17 protein-coding genes are annotated in these 17,093 nt (G+C 58.5%); 14 read left to right on the top strand and 3 right to left on the bottom strand.

Annotated elements, in window-relative coordinates; translation table 11 throughout:
• The first annotated feature begins 27 nt into the window (after nucleotides 1–27).
• From AC4ANK_RS24825 to AC4ANK_RS24775, 11 genes are read left to right on the top strand one after another with little or no spacing between them, the layout of a single operon-like run.
• Nucleotides 28–1,161, top strand: a complete 1,134-nt coding sequence (locus AC4ANK_RS24825; RefSeq protein WP_460383561.1) for a phosphoribosyltransferase domain-containing protein — start codon at nucleotides 28–30, stop codon at nucleotides 1,159–1,161.
• Nucleotides 1,154–1,912: an HAD family hydrolase gene (locus AC4ANK_RS24820; RefSeq protein WP_002552030.1), complete on the top strand. Its 759-nt coding sequence runs from the start codon at nucleotides 1,154–1,156 to the stop codon at nucleotides 1,910–1,912. Before AC4ANK_RS24825 ends, AC4ANK_RS24820 begins: the two co-directional genes overlap by 8 nt.
• Entirely contained in the window at nucleotides 1,905–2,999 is a 1,095-nt protein-coding gene (locus AC4ANK_RS24815) for a cysteine protease StiP family protein (protein WP_005732342.1), read from the top strand. Before AC4ANK_RS24820 ends, AC4ANK_RS24815 begins: the two co-directional genes overlap by 8 nt.
• Nucleotides 2,999–3,949: an HpcH/HpaI aldolase/citrate lyase family protein gene (locus tag AC4ANK_RS24810; protein WP_002552032.1), complete on the top strand. Its 951-nt coding sequence runs from the start codon at nucleotides 2,999–3,001 to the stop codon at nucleotides 3,947–3,949. Before AC4ANK_RS24815 ends, AC4ANK_RS24810 begins: the two co-directional genes overlap by 1 nt.
• Nucleotides 3,950–4,696, top strand: a complete 747-nt coding sequence (locus AC4ANK_RS24805; protein WP_002552033.1) for an HAD-IB family hydrolase — start codon at nucleotides 3,950–3,952, stop codon at nucleotides 4,694–4,696.
• A 47-nt stretch (nucleotides 4,697–4,743) separates the two neighbouring features.
• The gene (locus AC4ANK_RS24800; protein ID WP_460383557.1) at nucleotides 4,744–5,337 is read left to right on the top strand and encodes a TerD family protein; all 594 of its coding nucleotides are present in this window, start codon (nucleotides 4,744–4,746) and stop codon (nucleotides 5,335–5,337) included.
• Nucleotides 5,334–6,551 carry a TerD family protein gene (locus AC4ANK_RS24795; RefSeq protein ID WP_460383555.1) on the top strand — a complete coding sequence of 406 codons (1,218 nt, stop codon included), beginning with the start codon at nucleotides 5,334–5,336 and terminating at the stop codon, nucleotides 6,549–6,551. Before AC4ANK_RS24800 ends, AC4ANK_RS24795 begins: the two co-directional genes overlap by 4 nt.
• 51 nt (nucleotides 6,552–6,602) lie before the next feature.
• Nucleotides 6,603–7,052: a tellurite resistance TerB family protein gene (locus tag AC4ANK_RS24790; RefSeq protein ID WP_002552036.1), complete on the top strand. Its 450-nt coding sequence runs from the start codon at nucleotides 6,603–6,605 to the stop codon at nucleotides 7,050–7,052.
• Nucleotides 7,053–7,078: 26 nt separating this feature from the next.
• Nucleotides 7,079–8,113, top strand: coding sequence for a TerC/Alx family metal homeostasis membrane protein (locus AC4ANK_RS24785; RefSeq protein WP_005732348.1), 1,035 nt, complete (start codon nucleotides 7,079–7,081; stop codon nucleotides 8,111–8,113).
• 27 nt (nucleotides 8,114–8,140) lie between these two features.
• Complete coding sequence (locus tag AC4ANK_RS24780; RefSeq protein WP_002552038.1) at nucleotides 8,141–8,716, top strand: TerD family protein; 576 nt, start codon at nucleotides 8,141–8,143, stop codon at nucleotides 8,714–8,716.
• Between the two features lie 37 nt (nucleotides 8,717–8,753).
• Nucleotides 8,754–9,332 carry a TerD family protein gene (locus AC4ANK_RS24775; protein WP_002552039.1) on the top strand — a complete coding sequence of 193 codons (579 nt, stop codon included), beginning with the start codon at nucleotides 8,754–8,756 and terminating at the stop codon, nucleotides 9,330–9,332.
• A gap of 269 nt (nucleotides 9,333–9,601) precedes the next feature.
• Here AC4ANK_RS24775 and AC4ANK_RS24770 read toward each other — a convergent pair whose 3' ends face one another.
• Genes AC4ANK_RS24770 through nadC form a run of 3 tightly spaced genes read right to left on the bottom strand, consistent with a single transcriptional unit; the run spans nucleotide 9,602 to nucleotide 12,886 of the window.
• Nucleotides 9,602–10,843, bottom strand: a complete 1,242-nt coding sequence (locus AC4ANK_RS24770; RefSeq protein ID WP_002552040.1) for a VWA domain-containing protein — start codon at nucleotides 10,841–10,843, stop codon at nucleotides 9,602–9,604.
• Between the two features lie 60 nt (nucleotides 10,844–10,903).
• Nucleotides 10,904–11,980 carry a TIGR00266 family protein gene (locus AC4ANK_RS24765; protein WP_002552041.1) on the bottom strand — a complete coding sequence of 359 codons (1,077 nt, stop codon included), beginning with the start codon at nucleotides 11,978–11,980 and terminating at the stop codon, nucleotides 10,904–10,906.
• A 57-nt stretch (nucleotides 11,981–12,037) separates the two neighbouring features.
• Nucleotides 12,038–12,886: a carboxylating nicotinate-nucleotide diphosphorylase gene (nadC, locus tag AC4ANK_RS24760; RefSeq protein ID WP_002552042.1), complete on the bottom strand. Its 849-nt coding sequence runs from the start codon at nucleotides 12,884–12,886 to the stop codon at nucleotides 12,038–12,040.
• A gap of 351 nt (nucleotides 12,887–13,237) precedes the next feature.
• Between nadC and AC4ANK_RS24755 the strand changes: the two genes are divergently transcribed.
• The 3 genes from AC4ANK_RS24755 to ampE all read left to right on the top strand — a co-directional run bounded on the left by AC4ANK_RS24755 (nucleotide 13,238) and on the right by ampE (nucleotide 17,074).
• Nucleotides 13,238–15,493 (top strand): DUF1631 domain-containing protein, encoded by a 2,256-nt coding sequence (locus AC4ANK_RS24755; protein WP_002552043.1) that lies wholly within the window; start codon nucleotides 13,238–13,240, stop codon nucleotides 15,491–15,493.
• Between the two features lie 180 nt (nucleotides 15,494–15,673).
• Entirely contained in the window at nucleotides 15,674–16,222 is a 549-nt protein-coding gene (ampD, locus tag AC4ANK_RS24750) for a 1,6-anhydro-N-acetylmuramyl-L-alanine amidase AmpD (protein WP_002552044.1), read from the top strand.
• A gap of 15 nt (nucleotides 16,223–16,237) precedes the next feature.
• Nucleotides 16,238–17,074 carry a regulatory signaling modulator protein AmpE gene (gene ampE, locus AC4ANK_RS24745; RefSeq protein ID WP_002552045.1) on the top strand — a complete coding sequence of 279 codons (837 nt, stop codon included), beginning with the start codon at nucleotides 16,238–16,240 and terminating at the stop codon, nucleotides 17,072–17,074.
• Nucleotides 17,075–17,093 lie beyond the last annotated feature (19 nt).

Here is a 17,093-nt window from a genome sequence, read left to right as displayed (position 1 = left end):
TCGGCCCCGTTACTCAGGAATTTATCAATGGACAGCAGCGCAGCTTTTTCCAACTCTACAAAGCTTCGTGCTGACCTGCTTCGTGGTCGTCTCGACGTCAGCGTCGACTCGTCCACTATTGCCCCGGATTCTCTGTTCGGCTTCGCTGAACGGCGCAACCCCAAGCGTGCATTTCTGTTCGTGTCCCGGGTGCTTGGGCGTCATATTCCCGCGCGTCCGGGCGTGATGCTGAAAAGTTTTCAGGACCTGGCGCACAAGATTCCGGCAGACCTGCCCGGCCCGGTGCTCGTCATCGGCATGGCCGAAACCGCAGTCGGTCTCGGTGCCGACGTGCACCGTGCCTACAGCGCAACGCGATCTGATGCCTTGTATCTGGTCAGCACGCGCCATCCTACCGGCAGCGAGCTGTTCGCCCGCTTTGAAGAAGAGCACAGCCACGCCAGCGCTCACCTTATCCATCTGCCTGTCGATCCGGCGCTACGCGAGATGATGCTCGGCGCACGTTCGCTGGTGCTGGTCGATGACGAGGCGTCGACGGGCAAGACCTTCATCAATCTCCATCAGGCACTGGTCGAGGCCGGGCTGAGCAACATCGAGCGGGTGGTGACGTGTGTGCTTACCGACTGGTCGGCAGGTGCAGTCAGCACGTCGATGGGCGCAGTGGCCGAGCAGGTCTCGCTGTTGCAGGGGTCGTACTCTTTCGATGAAGACGTGAGCGCGCCATTGCCGGACATGCCTGAGGTTGGCACCGTGGCAATGGGCGACTGGCCGCTGGTGACCGCCAATGACTGGGGCCGGATGGGGGTGTTATCGGTTGCCGATACCCTGGCGCCAGGGCTTACCGTGCAAAAGGGTGAACGCGTTCTGGTGGTAGGCACCAGCGAGTTCGTCTGGCGGCCGTTTCTGCTGGCCGAGCGTCTGGAAAAAGCCGGTGCCGATGTGCATTTCAGCTCTACCAGCCGTTCACCGATTGCACTGGGGCATGCCATCGACCACGCACTGTCGTTCTCCGACAACTATGGCCTAGGCATCCCCAACTTCCTTTACAACGTGCGGCCGGGTCAGTTTGACCGGGTGCTGATCTGCACCGAAACCCCAAGGCAGGCCGTACCCGCCGAGCTTATCGAAGCGCTGAACGCCGAGGTTATCTGCGATGAGTAACGACCGCCCGCTGATCTTCGTCGATCTGGACGACACACTCTTCCAGACCGCCCGCAAAACGCCCGCGAACATTGAAAAACATGTCGCAACGCTGGATATCAGCGGTAACGCCAATGGCTACATGACTAACGTGCAGAAGTCCTTCGCGCACTGGCTGCTGGCGCATTCCGATGTGGTGCCGGTGACGGCGCGCAGTGTCGAGGCCTACAGCCGGGTCAAACTGCCGTTCACCGCAGGCGCAATCTGTTCGCACGGCGGTGTGATGCTCGATGTCATGGGGCGGCTGGACCAGGACTGGAACGAGCAGATGAAAAATACCCTGGCCAGCTATCAATCGCGGTTGCATGAATTGTCTGCCGCCACACTGGCGATTGGTCATGAGCTGGGCTTTTCACTGCGCGGCTGGGTGGTTGAAGAGGCGCAGCTGTTTCATTACGTGGTGACAAAGCATAACGAGAGCGATGACAGCGTGCTCAGCAAAGTACTGGCCGAAGTGCAGGCCCGCGGCTTGCTCGATGGCATGCACATCCACGGCAACGGCAACAACCTGGCCTTTCTGCCCGAGGGGCTGGCCAAGCGCTACGCGGTTCAGGAATGGCTGCGGCGCGACAAGGCCATCAATGGCGAACGCCCGGTGCTCGGTTTTGGCGACAGCATTACCGACCTGGGTTTCATGGACGAGTGCCACTGGTGGGCGACACCTGCCCGCAGTCAGTTGGCGAAAATGTTTGTCGGAGCAGAGCATGAGTGATCCCGTTCACGGGCTCGATACGGTCGGCAGTGGCAGTTATCTGTACGACGACGTGCATTTTCTGCTGCGCAGCGTTGCGATGCAGGCCACTAGCGTGGCGGAGAAGGAGCGCCTGATCCAGACACACCAGAAGCACTACTCGGAAATGATCAGCGAGGAGTCGCCTCCCAGCGCCGCTCACAAGGCGTTGTATGAGCGTGCACTCAGCCAGAACGGTTTGCGCATGGCCGATGACGTGCAAGCCCTGGCACAGGCGCTTGACCGCGAATGCACCGGCGCTGAAATCGTTCTGGTGTCGTTCGTGCGTGCCGGTTTGCCGCTGGGTGTGTTGTTGCGTCGGGCACTGATCGATCTGCACCGCGAAGCGCATCACTACGGCATCAGTATCGTGCGTGATCGCGGTATCGATAAAGTCGCGCTGGAGGCCATCATTCTGGCCCACGGCGCGCAGAACATCGTGTTTGTCGACGGCTGGACCGGCAAGGGCGCAATTTCGGGTGAAATCCGTCGCAGTCTGGCAGGTGACACGCGCTTCCCGAAAGAACCACGACTGGTAGTGCTGGCCGATCCCTGCGGCAGTGCCTGGCTGGCGGCGTCGGCAGAAGACTGGGTGATTCCGTCCGGTATTCTTGGCGCGACCGTGTCCGGGCTGGTGTCGCGCTCTATCTGGCCGACGGACGGCGGGCTGCATGGTTGTGTGGTTTACGAGCAATTGCAGGGCCACGACGTCACGCAGTCTTTTATTGAACACATCGACAGCCAGCGTCGTCAAAACAGTTCTACGCTCACGCTGACACCCTGGACGCTGACGCAGCGAGCCGGGCTCAAGGACGCTGCAACGCAGGTGGTCGACCGCTTGGCCGAGCGCTTTGATATCACTAACTTCAATCGCATCAAGCCGGGCATTGCCGAAGCCACTCGCGCGGTCATGCGCCGTGTTCCAGACCATGTGCTGGTACGCAATCGGGCGGACAGCGATGTGCAACTGCTGCTGCACCTGACCGAAAAAGCGGGGATTCCCGTTGAAGAAGTCGGCGATGTGCTGGGGCCTTATCGGGCAGTGACCATCATTCGGAGTCTGAGCTAATGGCCTTATTTTCGCCTTACGCGCTGGGGGCAACGCTGTACATGCCCGCCACCCGCGATGACATCGTCGATGTGGTGTTCGGTGAAAAGATTCCCGAACTGCGTTCGCTGGTCGTGTGCCTGGAAGATGCGGTGGCGCTGATTGATGTCGATACAGCGCTGGTCAACCTTCGCCAGGTGCTGACCCGCATTCAGGACCGTGGCGGCCGCCCGGCCAACGGTCCGCTGTTGTTCGTTCGTCCGAGAGATGCCGCAATGGCGCGGATTCTCAATGACTGGCCGCTGATGGCGCACGTTGATGGGTTCGTTGTCCCCAAGCTTTCGCTGAAAAGTCTGACGAGTTGGGAGCAGTCCGTTACCAACCCGGCGCTGGCGTTGATGCCTACACTGGAAACGCCGGAAGTGTTCGATCCGTCGGCAATGGTCGAACTTGGGCAAGCGCTGAAAGCCAGTCTATACGAGCGGATCATTGCGTTACGTATCGGTGGCAATGACCTGATGGGCTGTCTGGGGCTGCGCCGCAATCCGGCCATGACCCTGTATTCGACGCCCATGGGCTATGTGATCCCGATGCTGGCGGGAGTGATGGGTTCGCAGGGTTTTGCACTCACAGCGCCGGTGTTCGAGCAACTGGCCACACCTGACATTCTGGAACATGAACTGGCGCTGGATATTACCAATGGGTTGGTCGGTAAAACGGCAATTCACCCCTCGCAGGTCAATATCATTCAGAATGCACTACGCGTCAGTCTGGAGGACATGAACTCCGCCCGGATGATTTTGAACTCTGTGGCCCCCGCAGTGTTCAAGTACAACGATGCGATGTGTGAACCGGCTACCCATTACAAATGGGCAACCCACATCATGGAGCGCGCCAAATGGCATGGAGTGTTATCCGCACCCGCTTCGATCATGGATGCCAGCATTCGACTCGCTGAGGCAGTTAGCTAGATGATAGAACCTGACCTTGAGACCGTAGAACCTGATCTTGAACCTGTAGGACCTGATCTTGAAATCGAAGTGGAACAACGCCTGCTGGCTGTTTTCGATTTCGACGGAACCATCACCCGGCACGACAGCTTTGTGCCTTTTCTCAAGTTCGCCTTTGGGCAACGTGCGTTTTCCGTGCGCATGGCCCGCCTGGTGCTACCGAGCATCGGCTATCTCGCCAAGCGTGTGACCCGCGACGAACTGAAGGGCCGCCTTATAAAGGCGTTTCTCAGCGGCGTTGAAGTGCAATGGCTGCAGCAAAAGGCCGAGGCGTTCTGCCAGTCGCACTGGAACCGCCTGATGCGCCCGGCTGCGCTGGAGTCCATCGCCGCCGAAATCGAGAAGGGCGCCATTGTCACGCTATGTTCAGCATCGCCTGCTATGGTTCTGCAACCCTTCGCTGATCGCTTGAAAGTAGAGCTGATCGGCACCAATCTGGAAGTCATCGACGGCAAACTGACTGGATTGATCGAAGGCAGCAACTGCCGTTGCGATTCGAAAGTCGCACGCCTTGAAAGTGTTTATGGGCCGCTCACGCAGTTCCGGGTTCGTGCCTGGGGCGACACGCGGGGTGACCACGAATTGCTCGCCGCTGCTCAGGATGCGCACTGGCGTCTGTTCCATCCGACGTGGCGTCGAGGCCGTTATAAAGGCCCCGTTAACGCCAAGTTACACAATCCTGATGGCAATGATGGGCCAACACGGTAAGGCTGTAACACTTTTATCCGAATTCCGACGTTCACATGGAGCGAAAAATGGCACTCACTTTGGCAAAGAACCAGACGATCTCACTGGAGAAAACCGCTGGTACCGGCCTCAAGAAAGTCAGTATGGGCCTTGGATGGGACCCTGAAAAAGCCAGCGGTTTCTTCGGCATGTTGCTCGGCGGTGGCGGCGGCGATATCGACCTGGATGCCTCCTGCATCATGCTCGACGCCGACAAGAAGCCCCTCGACCTGGTCTGGTTCCGCCAGTTGCAGTCGCGCGACGGTGCCATTCAACACTCGGGTGACAACCGTACCGGCGAAGGCGCGGGCGACGATGAAACCATCAGCGTTGATCTGGAAAAACTGCCGGCCACGGTCAAATACCTGGTGTTCACCGTCAACTCGTTCACCGGTCAGAATTTCGAAAAAGTCGCCAACGCCTACTGCCGCATTGTCGATCTGGGCAGCCGCAACGAACTGGGCCGCTTTGATCTGTCCGAGAAAGGCCAGCACACCGGCGTTGTGATGTCCTACCTGGCGCGCACCCCCGCAGGCTGGGATTTCACCGCAGTTGGTCAGGTTACCAACGGCCGTACTGCAGATGATCTGGTCGAACTGGCCATCGGAGCTGTACGCGCATGACCCAACTTGTCCCAGGCGCCAACGCGCCAGTCGCTGCCGGTCCGTTGACGGTCGAGGTCAGCTATTCCCCGCTGGCGGATGCGGATATCGACGTGTCTGCATTCCTGCTGACCGCCTCCGGCAAGGTGCGTGGCGATCAGGACATGTGTTTCTACGGCCAGAAAAGCGTCAACGGCGGTGCGGTCCAGCAGACGGAAGCGTCGGCCGGGCGTGCTGTGTTCAGCCTTGACCCGAGCCGTCTGGATTCAGTCATCGAGAAGGTCGCCCTGACGGCAACCATCTACGAGAACAAGGCCAGCTTTGGCAGCGTGTCACGGTTGGCGCTGAGCATCACTGGCGGTATCGAAGCCGATATCCCTACCAGCGGCATGAAAGAAACCGCATTGATTCTGGGCGAGTTTTATCTGCGTCAGGGCGCGTGGAAATTCCGCTGCGTCGCCCAGGGTTTTGCCGGCGGGCTTGAACCGCTGGCAAAAAACTTTGGCGTAGAGGTCGCAGCGCCCCAGGATCAACCTGCACCTGCACCTGCACCTGCACCTGCACCTGCACCTGCACCTGCACCTGCACCTGCACCTGTTCCCGCGCCTGCACCCAAGTCGACCGTCAGTTTGAGCAAGATCACGCTCGACAAGACCCGTGCTTCGATCAGCCTGGAGAAATCCAGCGCCGGTTTCGGTGAGATTCGGGTCAACCTGAACTGGAACCGTCGCAGCGACAGCAAGGGCGGCGGCTTCTTCTCGATGAAGAAGAGCAATGCCATCGACCTTGATGTAGGCTGCCTCTTCGAACTGCAGGATGGCCTGAAAGGCGCGGTCCAGGCGCTGGGCAATTCGTTCGGTTCGCTCAACACCGAGCCTTTCATCAAGTTGATGGGTGATGACCGTACCGGCTCGGTAAGCGATGGTGAGTGGCTGCATATCAATGGCGCGCACTGGAGCAAGATCCGTCGCATTCTGGTTTATGCGTTCATCTATGAAGGCGCGCCGAACTGGAAAGAAACCGACGGGGTTGTCACCATTCATGCGCCGGGCCAGCCACCCATCGAGGTTCGCCTCAACGAAGAGGGTGGTCGTCAGGGCATGTGTGCAATTGCCTTGCTGGAAAATGACAACGGCGCAGTCAAGGTGACCCGCCGGGTGGATTTCCACAATGGCCACAGCAACATGGACAAGGCCTATGGCTGGGGCATGCGCTGGGCTGCCGGTTCCAAGTAAACAATACCGTGGTATTTCTGGGCTGGCTGTGCCGCCTCATGGGAGATAGACATGCTGGACTGGTTGAAAACAAACGCAACGGCTGCTCGCGACAAGCTGGCTTCGGAAGTTTCGAAGTTCAAGAACCGCGAATTCATGGAAGCTGTGGTTTCCGGCTGTGCGCTGGTATCGGCCGCTGACGGCGATATCAGCTCCAGTGAAAAGCAGAAAATGGCTGGCTTCATCCAAAACTCTCAGGAACTGAAAGTTTTTGACATGAAGGAAGTCATCCAGGGTTTTCAGGAAGCGTGCTCCAAGTTCGAGTTCGATTTTGAAATTGGTCGTGCCGAAGCGTTGAAAACCATCGGCAAGATCAAAAAGAAAGAAGATGCCGCCCGTTTGCTGGTGCGCGTCTGCTGTGCTATCGGTGGCGCTGATGGCAGCTTCGACGAGAAAGAGCGGGAAGTCTGCCGCACGATCTGCCGAGAGCTTGGCCTGAACCCGTCCGATTTCGACCTGTAATTTTTTACCCTAAGGAACGCAGTTAAATGGAAAGCACCTCTCTAGGCTTCCCTCCACTCACGATGGCGGTTTTCGTCGGCCTGGCCATTACGGCCATGGCTATCGACATGTTCTCCCACCGGGGAAACAAGCCGATCACCCTCGCGCAAGCCTCGGCGTGGTCGATTTTCTGGGTCGCCATTTCGCTGGCTTTTGCCGGTTTCCTGTATGTGCAGCACGGCTCCGAAGTCGCCACGCTGTTCGTTACCGGTTACGCGCTGGAAAAAGTGCTGAGCGTCGACAACCTGTTTGTGTTCATGGCGTTGTTCTCCTGGTTCAAGATCCCGGATGGCCTGCGCCACCGCGTTCTGTACTGGGGCATCATCGGTGCCATCGTCTTCCGCGGCATCTTCGTCGCCATTGGTACAGGCCTGCTGGCTTTGGGGCCGTGGGTCGAAGTGGTGTTTGCGGTCATCGTTGCCTGGACCGCCATCATGATGCTCAGAGCGGGTGATGACGACGACGAAGAAGTCGACTACTCGCAACACATGGCGTATCGCTTCGCCAAGAAACTGTTCCCGGTATGGCCGAAGCTGCACGGCAGCAACTTCTTCGTCCGTCGCTCGGTACTGGAAGAAGAAGTCAAAAAACCGGAAAACGCCGGTATCACCCTGGCCGCCAAGGGCGCTCTGTTCGCGACCCCATTGTTCCTGTGTCTGGTTGTGGCTGAAATCTCCGACGTGCTGTTCGCGTTCGACTCCGTGCCGGCAATCATTGCAGTGAGCCGCGAGCCGCTGATCGTGTTCTCGGCCATGCTGTTCGCGATTCTTGGTCTGCGTACTCTGTACTTCGTTCTTGAAGCCCTCAAGCGCTATCTGGTGCATCTGGAGAAAGCGGTTATCGCCTTGCTGTTCTTCATCGCCATCAAACTGGGCCTCAACGCAACCAACCACCTGTTCCACCACGGTTACGAGATCAGCGCCAATACCAGCCTGCTGGTTGTGGTCGTCGTGTTGATCATCGGTATCGTTGCAAGCCTGCTCTTCCCGGGTAAAGAAGAATCCGCTGAAGAAAAAGCGTAAACACTGGATAAAGGAGATAACCGAATCATGGCTTTGACTCTGCAAAAAGGTGGCAACCTTTCGCTGTCGAAAACCGACCCTACCCTGACCAATGTACTGATTGGCCTGGGCTGGGATCCGCGTGCCACTGACGGCCAGGAATTTGACCTGGACGCCAGCGCATTTCTGCTGGGCGCCAATGGCAAGGTCCGCAGTGAAGCTGACTTCATTTTCTACAACCAGCTCAAGAGCGCCGATGGTTCCGTCGAACACACCGGTGACAACCGTACCGGTGCTGGTGATGGCGATGACGAAGTGCTCAAGGTCAATCTGACCAGCGTTCCTGCTGACGTGGACAAGATCGTCTTCGTTGTGACCATTCACGACGCTGACAGCCGCAAGCAGAACTTCGGTCAGGTGGGCGGCTCGTTTATCCGTGTGCTGAATGAAAAATCCAGCTCGGAAATCGTTCGCTACGACCTGGCGGAAGACGCCTCGACTGAAACCGCGATGATCTTCGCCGAGCTGTATCGCAACAATGGCGAGTGGAAATTCCGCGCAGTGGGTAGCGGCTTCGCCGGTGGCCTGAAAGCTGTGGCCAACTCTTTCGGCATGAATTTCTGATTCGCGCCTAACCATTTTTCCAGAAAGGATTACGAACATGGCAGTAAGTCTGAGTAAAGGCGGTAACGTTTCGCTGTCGAAAGAGGCTCCGGGCCTGACAGAAATCACCGTGGGCCTGGGCTGGGATCCACGTGTTACCGATGGCACCGAGTTCGACCTGGACGCATCGGTCTTCATCGTTGGTGAAAGTGGCAAGGTGTTGGATGACAACAGCTTCATTTTCTACAACAACAAGAAATCGGCCGATGGTTCGGTCGAGCACCTTGGCGATAACCGTTCCGGCGCTGGCGATGGTGATGACGAGTCGGTAAACGTCAAACTCACCGGTCTGGCTGCTGCGGTCAAGAAGCTGGTTTTTGCGGTCACTATCCACTCGGCTGAAGAGCGCAAGCAGAGCTTTGGTCAGGTGTCCAACGCTTACATTCGCGTTGTGAACAAGGCTGACGGCAAGGAAATCGCTCGTTACGACCTGTCGGAAGACGCGTCGACCGAAACCGCGATGATCTTCGGCGAGCTGTACCGCAATGGCGACGAGTTCAAGTTCAAGGCCATTGGTCAAGGCTTTGCAGGCGGTCTGAAGCCGTTGGCAGAAGCGCACGGCGTGGCAATCGGCTAAACCCCGAGCAGCGCACGATAAAAACCCCCGCCAGCAATGGCGGGGTTTTTTTATTGGGGCTGGTTACGAGGCTATCGTTGCGCACGCTCCAGCGTATGACGCATCTTGCGACGCTCTGCATCGCAAAGAGGACGCAGAGCGTCCGGAACGGCATGCGACGCGGAGCGTCGCACGATGGTTGAGATAGTTGAGATAGTCGTTCCGCAGGCTCCGGCTGGGAAAGCAGTTCTCGACGCTCTGCGTCGTACGATAGTTGAGAGCTCGATGCGCTACAAAATCCCTGCACCCTTTGCCGCTTTCAGCCAGTCGGGAAACTCTTCCATCAGCAGGTCATAAAGCTTTTCTTCCGGGATCTCGTCCAGCCGGTCGAGGGCGAAGAAGTTGCAGTTGTCGACAACGCGACCGCCCATGTCATCAAGTTTTTCCAGAATGCCGTAACCGCGTCCGCCAAGGCCGACGAACTGCCAGAAGATCGGCAGCTTCGCCGCTTCGGTCATCAACCTGGTAATTTCGCGATCCTGATGCACGCCGCCGTCGCTGATGAACAGGATGTAGACCGGAGTCTTGTCACCGGACTTCTTGTAGTAGTCGATGACCATGCGCATTGCCTTGGGCTCATCGTTGATGCGTGCGCCCAGTTCCCAGTCTTTCCAGCCGCCATGATCGGTTTTGATGAAGTTCTGGAAGTTGCTCAGCGTCACCGCACTTAACTGCTGGGGCTTTGCTCCGAAGGCCCAGCAGTCCAGTGCGCCGTCGTCGTCGAAATGCACGGCAAGCGGAATCAGGCGATCTACCACTTCCTGAACATGACCGCGGGTGTACTGCGGGTTCATCGAACCGGACGCATCCAGTACCAGACCAACCCTGGCCTTGGTATCGGTCAGTCTGGCTTTTTCCAGGCTGACCTGAGCCTTTTTGGCCAGGCTTATCAATTGCGGTGCGGCGTCAGCGATTTTCTTTTCCAGCGAAATACGCGGGGGGGCTGCTGGCGGGGGTGCTGGAGCATCAGCCACTTCGCCGCCGAAATGCACCACCAGCGCGTCCAGCCCGGCGTTATAGCCCTGCAGATTGGAGGCGATGCGCCACTCGCCGTTCTTGCGATAGATATCGGCGACCATGATGGCTTTTTCGGCGGTGAAGGTTGCACCGGAGAACTCGCCGCGAACTACTTCGCGGCCCTGACTCTGGATGCTGAAATGGCTCGCCTGAATCTCGCTCATGGTGCCAGCGCCATCGATGGACGCAGTAAATACCAATCGCTCTATCGAGGCAGGCAAGCCCGCGAGCGATAGCTGAAAATCTCCGCCATTGACTTGTTTGACGCTGTTGCAGGGGCTGCTCGGCTGATTGAAGAAAACCATGTAGCGGTCGTCCGACAGCTTGCCGTTGGCATCGACGCCGAAGCAGACGTAATCAATGACCTGTGCGGACTTGATGGCAATCGACAGGGTGAGATCAGAGCCCTGAATCAGGCTGGACAGGGGAACACGTTGACCTTGAGTAATCTGCATGTCTCTTCCTTGGCAGTGAGGGCGCAGCATAGCCCTCGGTCGAATGACGAAGTGCTGACGTTAACGTTCGCTTCTGCCCACCCCTGCAGGCCCTGCTGCCAGCATGCGCCCGGCCAGTCGAGAGAAAGGCAGGCTTTGCAGCCACACAGTGCCAGGCCCGGTCAGCCTGGCGAAAAACACGCCTTCGCCGCCGAACAGCATCGACTTGATGCCGCCACCAACCATGCGGATATCGTAATCGACTGTCTGCGTCATGGCCGCCAGACAGCCGGTATCGACATCCAGCGATTCACCTGCCGCCAGCTCGATCTTGCGCACTGTGCCGCCCATGTGCACGAATACCCAGCCGTCGCCTTCCAGCTTTTGCAGAATGAAACCTTCGCCACCGAACAGGCCAGTGAGGATTTTTTTCTGAAACTGGATACCAATGGATACACCTTTAGCACCGGCCAGAAAGCTGTCCTTCTGGCAGATCAGTTTGCCGCCGAAATCACGCAGGTTCAGTGGCAGGATGGTGCCGGGGTAGGGCGCTGCAAACGCCACGCGTCCTTTGCCCGAACCCTGTTGCGAAAACACCGTGGTGAACAGGCTTTCGCCGGTCAGCATGCGTTTGCCTGCACCGAACAGCGAGCCCAGCAGCCCTGAAGACTGGTTTCTGCCGTCGCCGAAGATGGTTTCCATCTGCACGTCGCAGGTCTTGTACATCATCGCCCCGGCTTCGGCGACGGCGCTTTCGCCGGGATCAAGCTCCAGCTCGACAAATTGTGTTTCCGCACCATACAGCTTGAAGTCCACGCCATCGGTGGTCTGCGCCAGGCCATAGCCGCCCGAGGCGTTCGGGTCTGGCGTGAATGAGGGACGCTTGGCAGGAGGTGCAGGTGCCGCAGGTGTGGATGCCGCCTGTGCGGGCAGCCCGGACGGCCTCGGCTGGATCATGTCTGGCGTCGGGTCCGGGAAGGGCGTCACGCCGTCCTTCTTCATAGCGCGCACCTGCGCCACCTGATAGATCGGTTGCCAGTCCGGCATGCCCTGTTTCCAGCACCATGCGCCGGGTGACTCACGGGCAATCAGCCGTGCAGCGTCCGCATCCATCGGGCCAAGCTGTCGGCCCGCATTCATCACAAACCATTGTTCCAAAGCGTCTACTCCCGAGCGAATCGTGACAGTCGTTTGTGCGCGCGTTTTTGCGCGATATCAGAGGCTCAGGCGCATGGACAGGTCCACGGCCTTCACGTCCTTGGTCATCGCACCAATGGAAATGTAATCCACACCGGTCTCGGCAATCACCCGCAGGGTGTCGTCATTGATGCCGCCGCTGGCTTCCAGACGGGCGCGGCCTGCGGTCAGCCGCACGGCTTCGCGCATGTCATCGAGGCTGAGCTCATCGAGCATGATGATATCGGCACCTGCGTCCAGCGCCTGCTTGAGTTCACTCAGGCTTTCCACCTCGACTTCCACAGGCTTGCCCGGCGCAATCCGGTGGGCTGCCTCTACTGCCTGGGCAATGCCGCCACAGGCTGCGATATGGTTTTCCTTGATCAGAAACGCGTCGTAAAGACCGATGCGATGGTTATGACAGCCACCGCAGGTGACGGCGTATTTCTGCGCCAGGCGCAGGCCCGGCAGTGTCTTGCGGGTGTCCAGCAATTTGACCTGGGTGCCCGAGACCATGTCTGCGAAGTACTGCGCACGCGTGGCCACACCCGAAAGCATCTGCAGAAAATTGAGCGCGCTGCGTTCGCCGGTTAGCAGCGAGCGAGCCGGACCTTCCAGGTGAAACAGCGCCTGATTCGGGCTGACCCGGTCGCCATCGGTCACCTGCCAGTGCACCGCCACGCGAGGGTCCAGTTGGCGGAAGACCGTATCGACCCATGCGGTGCCGGCGATCACCGCTGCATCGCGGGAAATGATGGTGGCCTTGGCCAGCCGTTCCGCCGGAATCAATTGGGCGGTGATATCGCCGCTGCCGACATCCTCAAGCAATGCGCGGCGCACATTGGCTTCGATCTCGGCGGTCAGGTCGGCAATTCGTAAATTCGGCATAGCGGGCTCCAGTAGCAAAGTCGTCCGAGTATAAGGCACCGCACACCGCTAACCCACCTGCGGCGATGCTCCGGTGCAGCGTTGAGAACATGCAGTTGGTCGGTTTGGCAAATTCGTTTGCGATGGAAAGCGAATATCGCGGTCTATCGCAGCATATGAGTGCCTTGTCACAGTTCCAACGACAACCATAGAAGTGTCACTGGCGTTGATGACAAGTTTTGAAAGATAATCCGACTTGTAATTGACGTCATGACTTTGACGTTTTGCAAGGCCAAGCGGGTCGCTTCACAGTGCGAGGGTAGCAAGCCACGTTTGTGATGGGGTTCAGGTTGTTTCCTGTCAGGGGGTGTAATGCCGAACGACGAAAAAGTAGTGCCGTTGAGCAAACTGCTCCCCGCGCAGGGGGCCGGTACTCCTTTGGCCCGATTACCTGTTGTGTTGTTGCAGGTCCGCGACAAGGCGGCCCAGCAGCTCAAGGATGCGTTGCAGGCGCTGTTCGACAACGCCGACGATACGCTGTTCGAAATGGCTGACCGCGCCCGCAGCAATACTGATCAGAACATCTTCTTTGAAGCCATGCGCGACCTGCGCCTCAAGCGCAAAAGTATCGAGCGTGGCTTCCTCGACAAGTTTTATGAGTCTTTTCTGGCTTTGGGCCAGTATCAGATTCACGAGCCCGTGCTGCCCACCGCCGTGTCGTTCGATAAGCTGGCGCTGGTGCATAACGATGATCTCGAGAAGACCGTGGCTGTGGATGCTATGGTCAGCAAGGTCATGAGTCGTGACAGCCTCGCGCTGGGCCAGCTCACTGCACGCCTGAATGTTCTGATTCCGCAAGCTATCGCCGAGGATTCCAACCCGTTGGGTCCGGCAATGCTGTGCCGGTTTTTCCTCGATGCAGGACGTAGCCTTGGCGTCGAGATCAAGGTCAAGCTGATCATTCTCAAACTATTCGAGAAATACGTCCTGGCCAATACTGACCACCTTTATAGTGAAGCCAATCAACTGCTGATTGCCACGGGTGTGTTGCCGGACATGAAAGCACTGCCGGCCCGTCGATCGTCTGATCGGGCGGCTCCCAGGAATCGCGTCTCCGAGATGTCCGATCCTGCGCTGAATGAAGCCGCCGACAAGCTCGACAAGGGGGTGCAGGAGGTTTTCTCTGCCCTGCAGGAATTGTTGCTGCAGGTTCGCGGCAACCTTGCTCCGCGTCATGAGCCCAATGCCGAGGTTCGGCCGATTTCCAGCAGGGACCTGCTGCGCCTGCTTTCTCACCTGCAGCAGTACGTCCCGTCTCAAGACACCGCAGACGATTTTGACCTGCGCAATCAGCTGGAACAGTTGCTGACCCGAGTCAACGTCAAAACCGGCAAATTCAGGATTGTCGGCGGCGGCGACGAGGATGTGATCAACCTGATTGCCATGCTCTTCGAGTTTATCCTTGATGATCGCAACCTGACGCCTTCATTGCGTGCGCTGATCGGGCGCTTGCAGATTCCGATGCTTAAAGTAGCTGTGCTCGATAAAAGCTTTTTCAGCCGCGGCAGCCATCCGGCCCGCCGCCTGCTCAACGAAATTGCCACTGCCGCGCTGGGTTGGGGCAGCCGTGATGACTATCAGCGCGACTCGCTTTATCAGCGCGTCGAGCAGATCGTGCAGCGCCTGCTCAATGACTTTGTCGATGATCCGGCAATCTTCTCTGAATTGCTGGCGGATTTTCTGGCGTTCACCAGTGACGAACGTCGTCGCAGCGAGCTGCTTGAACAGCGCACCCGCGATGCCGAAGAGGGGCGCGCTCGTGCCGAACTGGCACGGCAGCAGGTGCAGCATGAGTTGAATCAGCGCCTGCTGGGCCGCACATTGCCGGAGATGGTTGTGCGTCTGCTGCAGGAAGCCTGGAGCAAGGTGCTTCTGCTGACCTGTCTCAAGCATGGCGAAGAGTCCAGCGAATGGCAGGCCGGACTGGCAACCATGGATGAGCTGATCTGGAGCGTCGAACAACATGACGACCCCCAGGCGCTGCAGCGCTTGCTCGAGCTGGTGCCCGGGCTGCTCAAGTCCCTGCGCGATGGCCTGACCAGCGCTGCGTTCGACCCGTTTGCCACCAGTGAATTCTTCAGCCAGCTGGAATCGCTGCACGTTCAGGCGTTCCAGCACTTCTCGCGCTTGCAGGAAGGTGGTGATGATGCACAAGGTGGTGATACGTCGTTGACAGGCGCACAGCTCGTTGAAAGCCCGCCGATGATGGCCGTTGTTGAAGAAATCGTTCTGGTCACCCCCGAAGAGCGGATGCTCAATGAGCCGACTGTGCAGCTGCCTGCCGACGATGCCGGTCTGCAGATGGTCGACAAATTGCGCGTCGGTTGCTGGGTCGAGATTCAGGAAGATGAAGAGCACAAGCTGCGCTGCAAACTGACCGCGATTGTCGAGCCGACCGGGCGCTATGTGTTCGTCAACCGAACCGGCATGAAGGTCCTGGAAAAGACCCGTACCGGTCTTGCCATCGAGTTTCGGCGCGGTGCCGTGCGGATTCTCGATGATGCGCTGCTGTTCGACCGGGCACTGGAATCGGTCATCAGCAACCTGCGCAAGCTCAAGGGTGCCTGATCGTTATCTGATTGACCGTCTTGCCGACGCTCCGCATTGGCATGCAGTTCGACGATCTGCGTCACACGTCTCTGGTGTATAGAGCGTGTTCCTACACCGCGGGTCAACGGCTAAACCTCCACATCCATTCCTGTCGCGGGCATAATCAGCGCCACTTATCCGCCCGTTCAAGGAGCGCTCATGCAACTGGACTCCGCAAGCGGCTGGTGCGATGGCGTACAGCATTGCCCTTCACCCAACTTCAATGCGCGGCCCGAAGGCGAAATCTCGCTGCTGGTCATCCACAACATCAGTCTGCCGCCTGCGCAATTCAAGACCGGCAAGGTGCAGGCTTTCTTTCAGAACCAGCTCGACAGCACCGAGCATCCCTACTTTGTGGGGATTGCCGATCTGCGCGTTTCAGCGCATTTTCTGATTGAACGTGATGGCGAGGTCATTCAGTTCGTCTCCTGTCTTGATCGCGCGTGGCACGCAGGGGTTTCCAGTTTTCAGGGTCGTGAGGGCTGTAATGACTTCTCTGTCGGCATTGAGCTGGAAGGAACTGACGAGCAGCCGTTCACCGAGGCGCAGTACCACGCTCTGATCGAGCTGACGCGTCAATTGCGTCAGGCTTTCGTGGCAATCACCCCCGAGCGCATCTGCGGTCACAGTGACATAGCGCCGGGACGCAAGACTGACCCAGGCCCCTTTTTCGACTGGGCCAGGTTTCAAGCGGCTTTGCTGGATTGATGTGAGGGACGAACAATGAGTTTTCTGGTGCTACTGCTGGCCGTTCTTGTCGAGAAGTTTTCGGCGCTGCGTCAGCGCGTTCAGCGTGACGGGCCCTGGCTGAAGGAACTGGCCAGGCTCGAAGCCAGCCCGCGGACGGCGGCACGTCCCTGGGTCATGCTGGCGCTGCTGGTTCTAGTGCCTGTCCTGCTGCTGCAACTGGCGCTGACCATCATCGGCTCGGTGGCTTATGGCTGGCTGGTCCTGCCTATCCACCTGCTGGTGCTGATCTACAGCCTGGGTCGGGTTGACCTGATCGCGGTACTCGGGCCGTTTCGTGATGCCTGCAGGCGTGGTGATACGCAGGCCGCGGTGCACGTGGCCGGGCGCGACATGGGTGTACAGGCAGATAACGGCGAGCAATTGCTGCACGGCGTGCAGGGCTACATGCTCTGGCAGGCGTTTCAGAGTTTCTTCGCCGTTATTTTCTGGTATTTCGTGCTCGGCCCGGTAGCGGCATTGGCCTACAGGCTGTTGGCGCTTGCCGCTGAACAGGGTACGACACCTGCACTGGTAGAGCGGGCAGGGCAACTGCGCCACGCCTTTGAATGGGTGCCGGTCAGGCTGCTCGCCGCAAGCTTTGCGCTGGTCGGCAACTTTGTAGCCGTGAGTCGCGTGATGTTGCACGAACTGCTCAACTGGAACATCAGCGCCGCACAGCTGATTACGCGTGTGGGTTGCGCTGCCAGCGAGGTGCCGCCGCCGGTGATCGGTCCGCAAGGTGTTACCGGTCTCGACATGCTCTGGGAGCTGCTGGTTCGTGCTGCGATTGTCTGGTACGCAGGGTTTGCGTTGTGGACCCTGTTGCGCTGATCGGCTCGGCAGTTTTGAC

This window comes from Pseudomonas sp. Pmew2, assembly GCF_058129885.1.
This window is presented reverse-complemented; position numbering and strand designations above follow the sequence as displayed.

Excerpts from the sequence above, each read along its gene's own strand:
- AC4ANK_RS24825 (WP_460383561.1), top strand. The coding sequence starts at position 28 with ATGGACAGCAGCGCAGCTTTTTCCAACTCTACAAAGCTTCGTGCTGAC.
- AC4ANK_RS24820 (WP_002552030.1), top strand. The coding sequence starts at position 1,154 with ATGAGTAACGACCGCCCGCTGATCTTCGTCGATCTGGACGACACACTC.
- AC4ANK_RS24815 (WP_005732342.1), top strand. The coding sequence starts at position 1,905 with ATGAGTGATCCCGTTCACGGGCTCGATACGGTCGGCAGTGGCAGTTAT.
- AC4ANK_RS24810 (WP_002552032.1), top strand. The coding sequence starts at position 2,999 with ATGGCCTTATTTTCGCCTTACGCGCTGGGGGCAACGCTGTACATGCCC.
- AC4ANK_RS24805 (WP_002552033.1), top strand. The coding sequence starts at position 3,950 with ATGATAGAACCTGACCTTGAGACCGTAGAACCTGATCTTGAACCTGTA.
- AC4ANK_RS24800 (WP_460383557.1), top strand. The coding sequence starts at position 4,744 with ATGGCACTCACTTTGGCAAAGAACCAGACGATCTCACTGGAGAAAACC.
- AC4ANK_RS24795 (WP_460383555.1), top strand. The coding sequence starts at position 5,334 with ATGACCCAACTTGTCCCAGGCGCCAACGCGCCAGTCGCTGCCGGTCCG.
- AC4ANK_RS24790 (WP_002552036.1), top strand. The coding sequence starts at position 6,603 with ATGCTGGACTGGTTGAAAACAAACGCAACGGCTGCTCGCGACAAGCTG.
- AC4ANK_RS24785 (WP_005732348.1), top strand. The coding sequence starts at position 7,079 with ATGGAAAGCACCTCTCTAGGCTTCCCTCCACTCACGATGGCGGTTTTC.
- AC4ANK_RS24780 (WP_002552038.1), top strand. The coding sequence starts at position 8,141 with ATGGCTTTGACTCTGCAAAAAGGTGGCAACCTTTCGCTGTCGAAAACC.
- AC4ANK_RS24775 (WP_002552039.1), top strand. The coding sequence starts at position 8,754 with ATGGCAGTAAGTCTGAGTAAAGGCGGTAACGTTTCGCTGTCGAAAGAG.
- AC4ANK_RS24770 (WP_002552040.1), bottom strand. The coding sequence starts at position 10,843 with ATGCAGATTACTCAAGGTCAACGTGTTCCCCTGTCCAGCCTGATTCAG.
- nadC (WP_002552042.1), bottom strand. The coding sequence starts at position 12,886 with ATGCCGAATTTACGAATTGCCGACCTGACCGCCGAGATCGAAGCCAAT.
- AC4ANK_RS24755 (WP_002552043.1), top strand. The coding sequence starts at position 13,238 with ATGCCGAACGACGAAAAAGTAGTGCCGTTGAGCAAACTGCTCCCCGCG.
- ampD (WP_002552044.1), top strand. The coding sequence starts at position 15,674 with ATGCAACTGGACTCCGCAAGCGGCTGGTGCGATGGCGTACAGCATTGC.
- ampE (WP_002552045.1), top strand. The coding sequence starts at position 16,238 with ATGAGTTTTCTGGTGCTACTGCTGGCCGTTCTTGTCGAGAAGTTTTCG.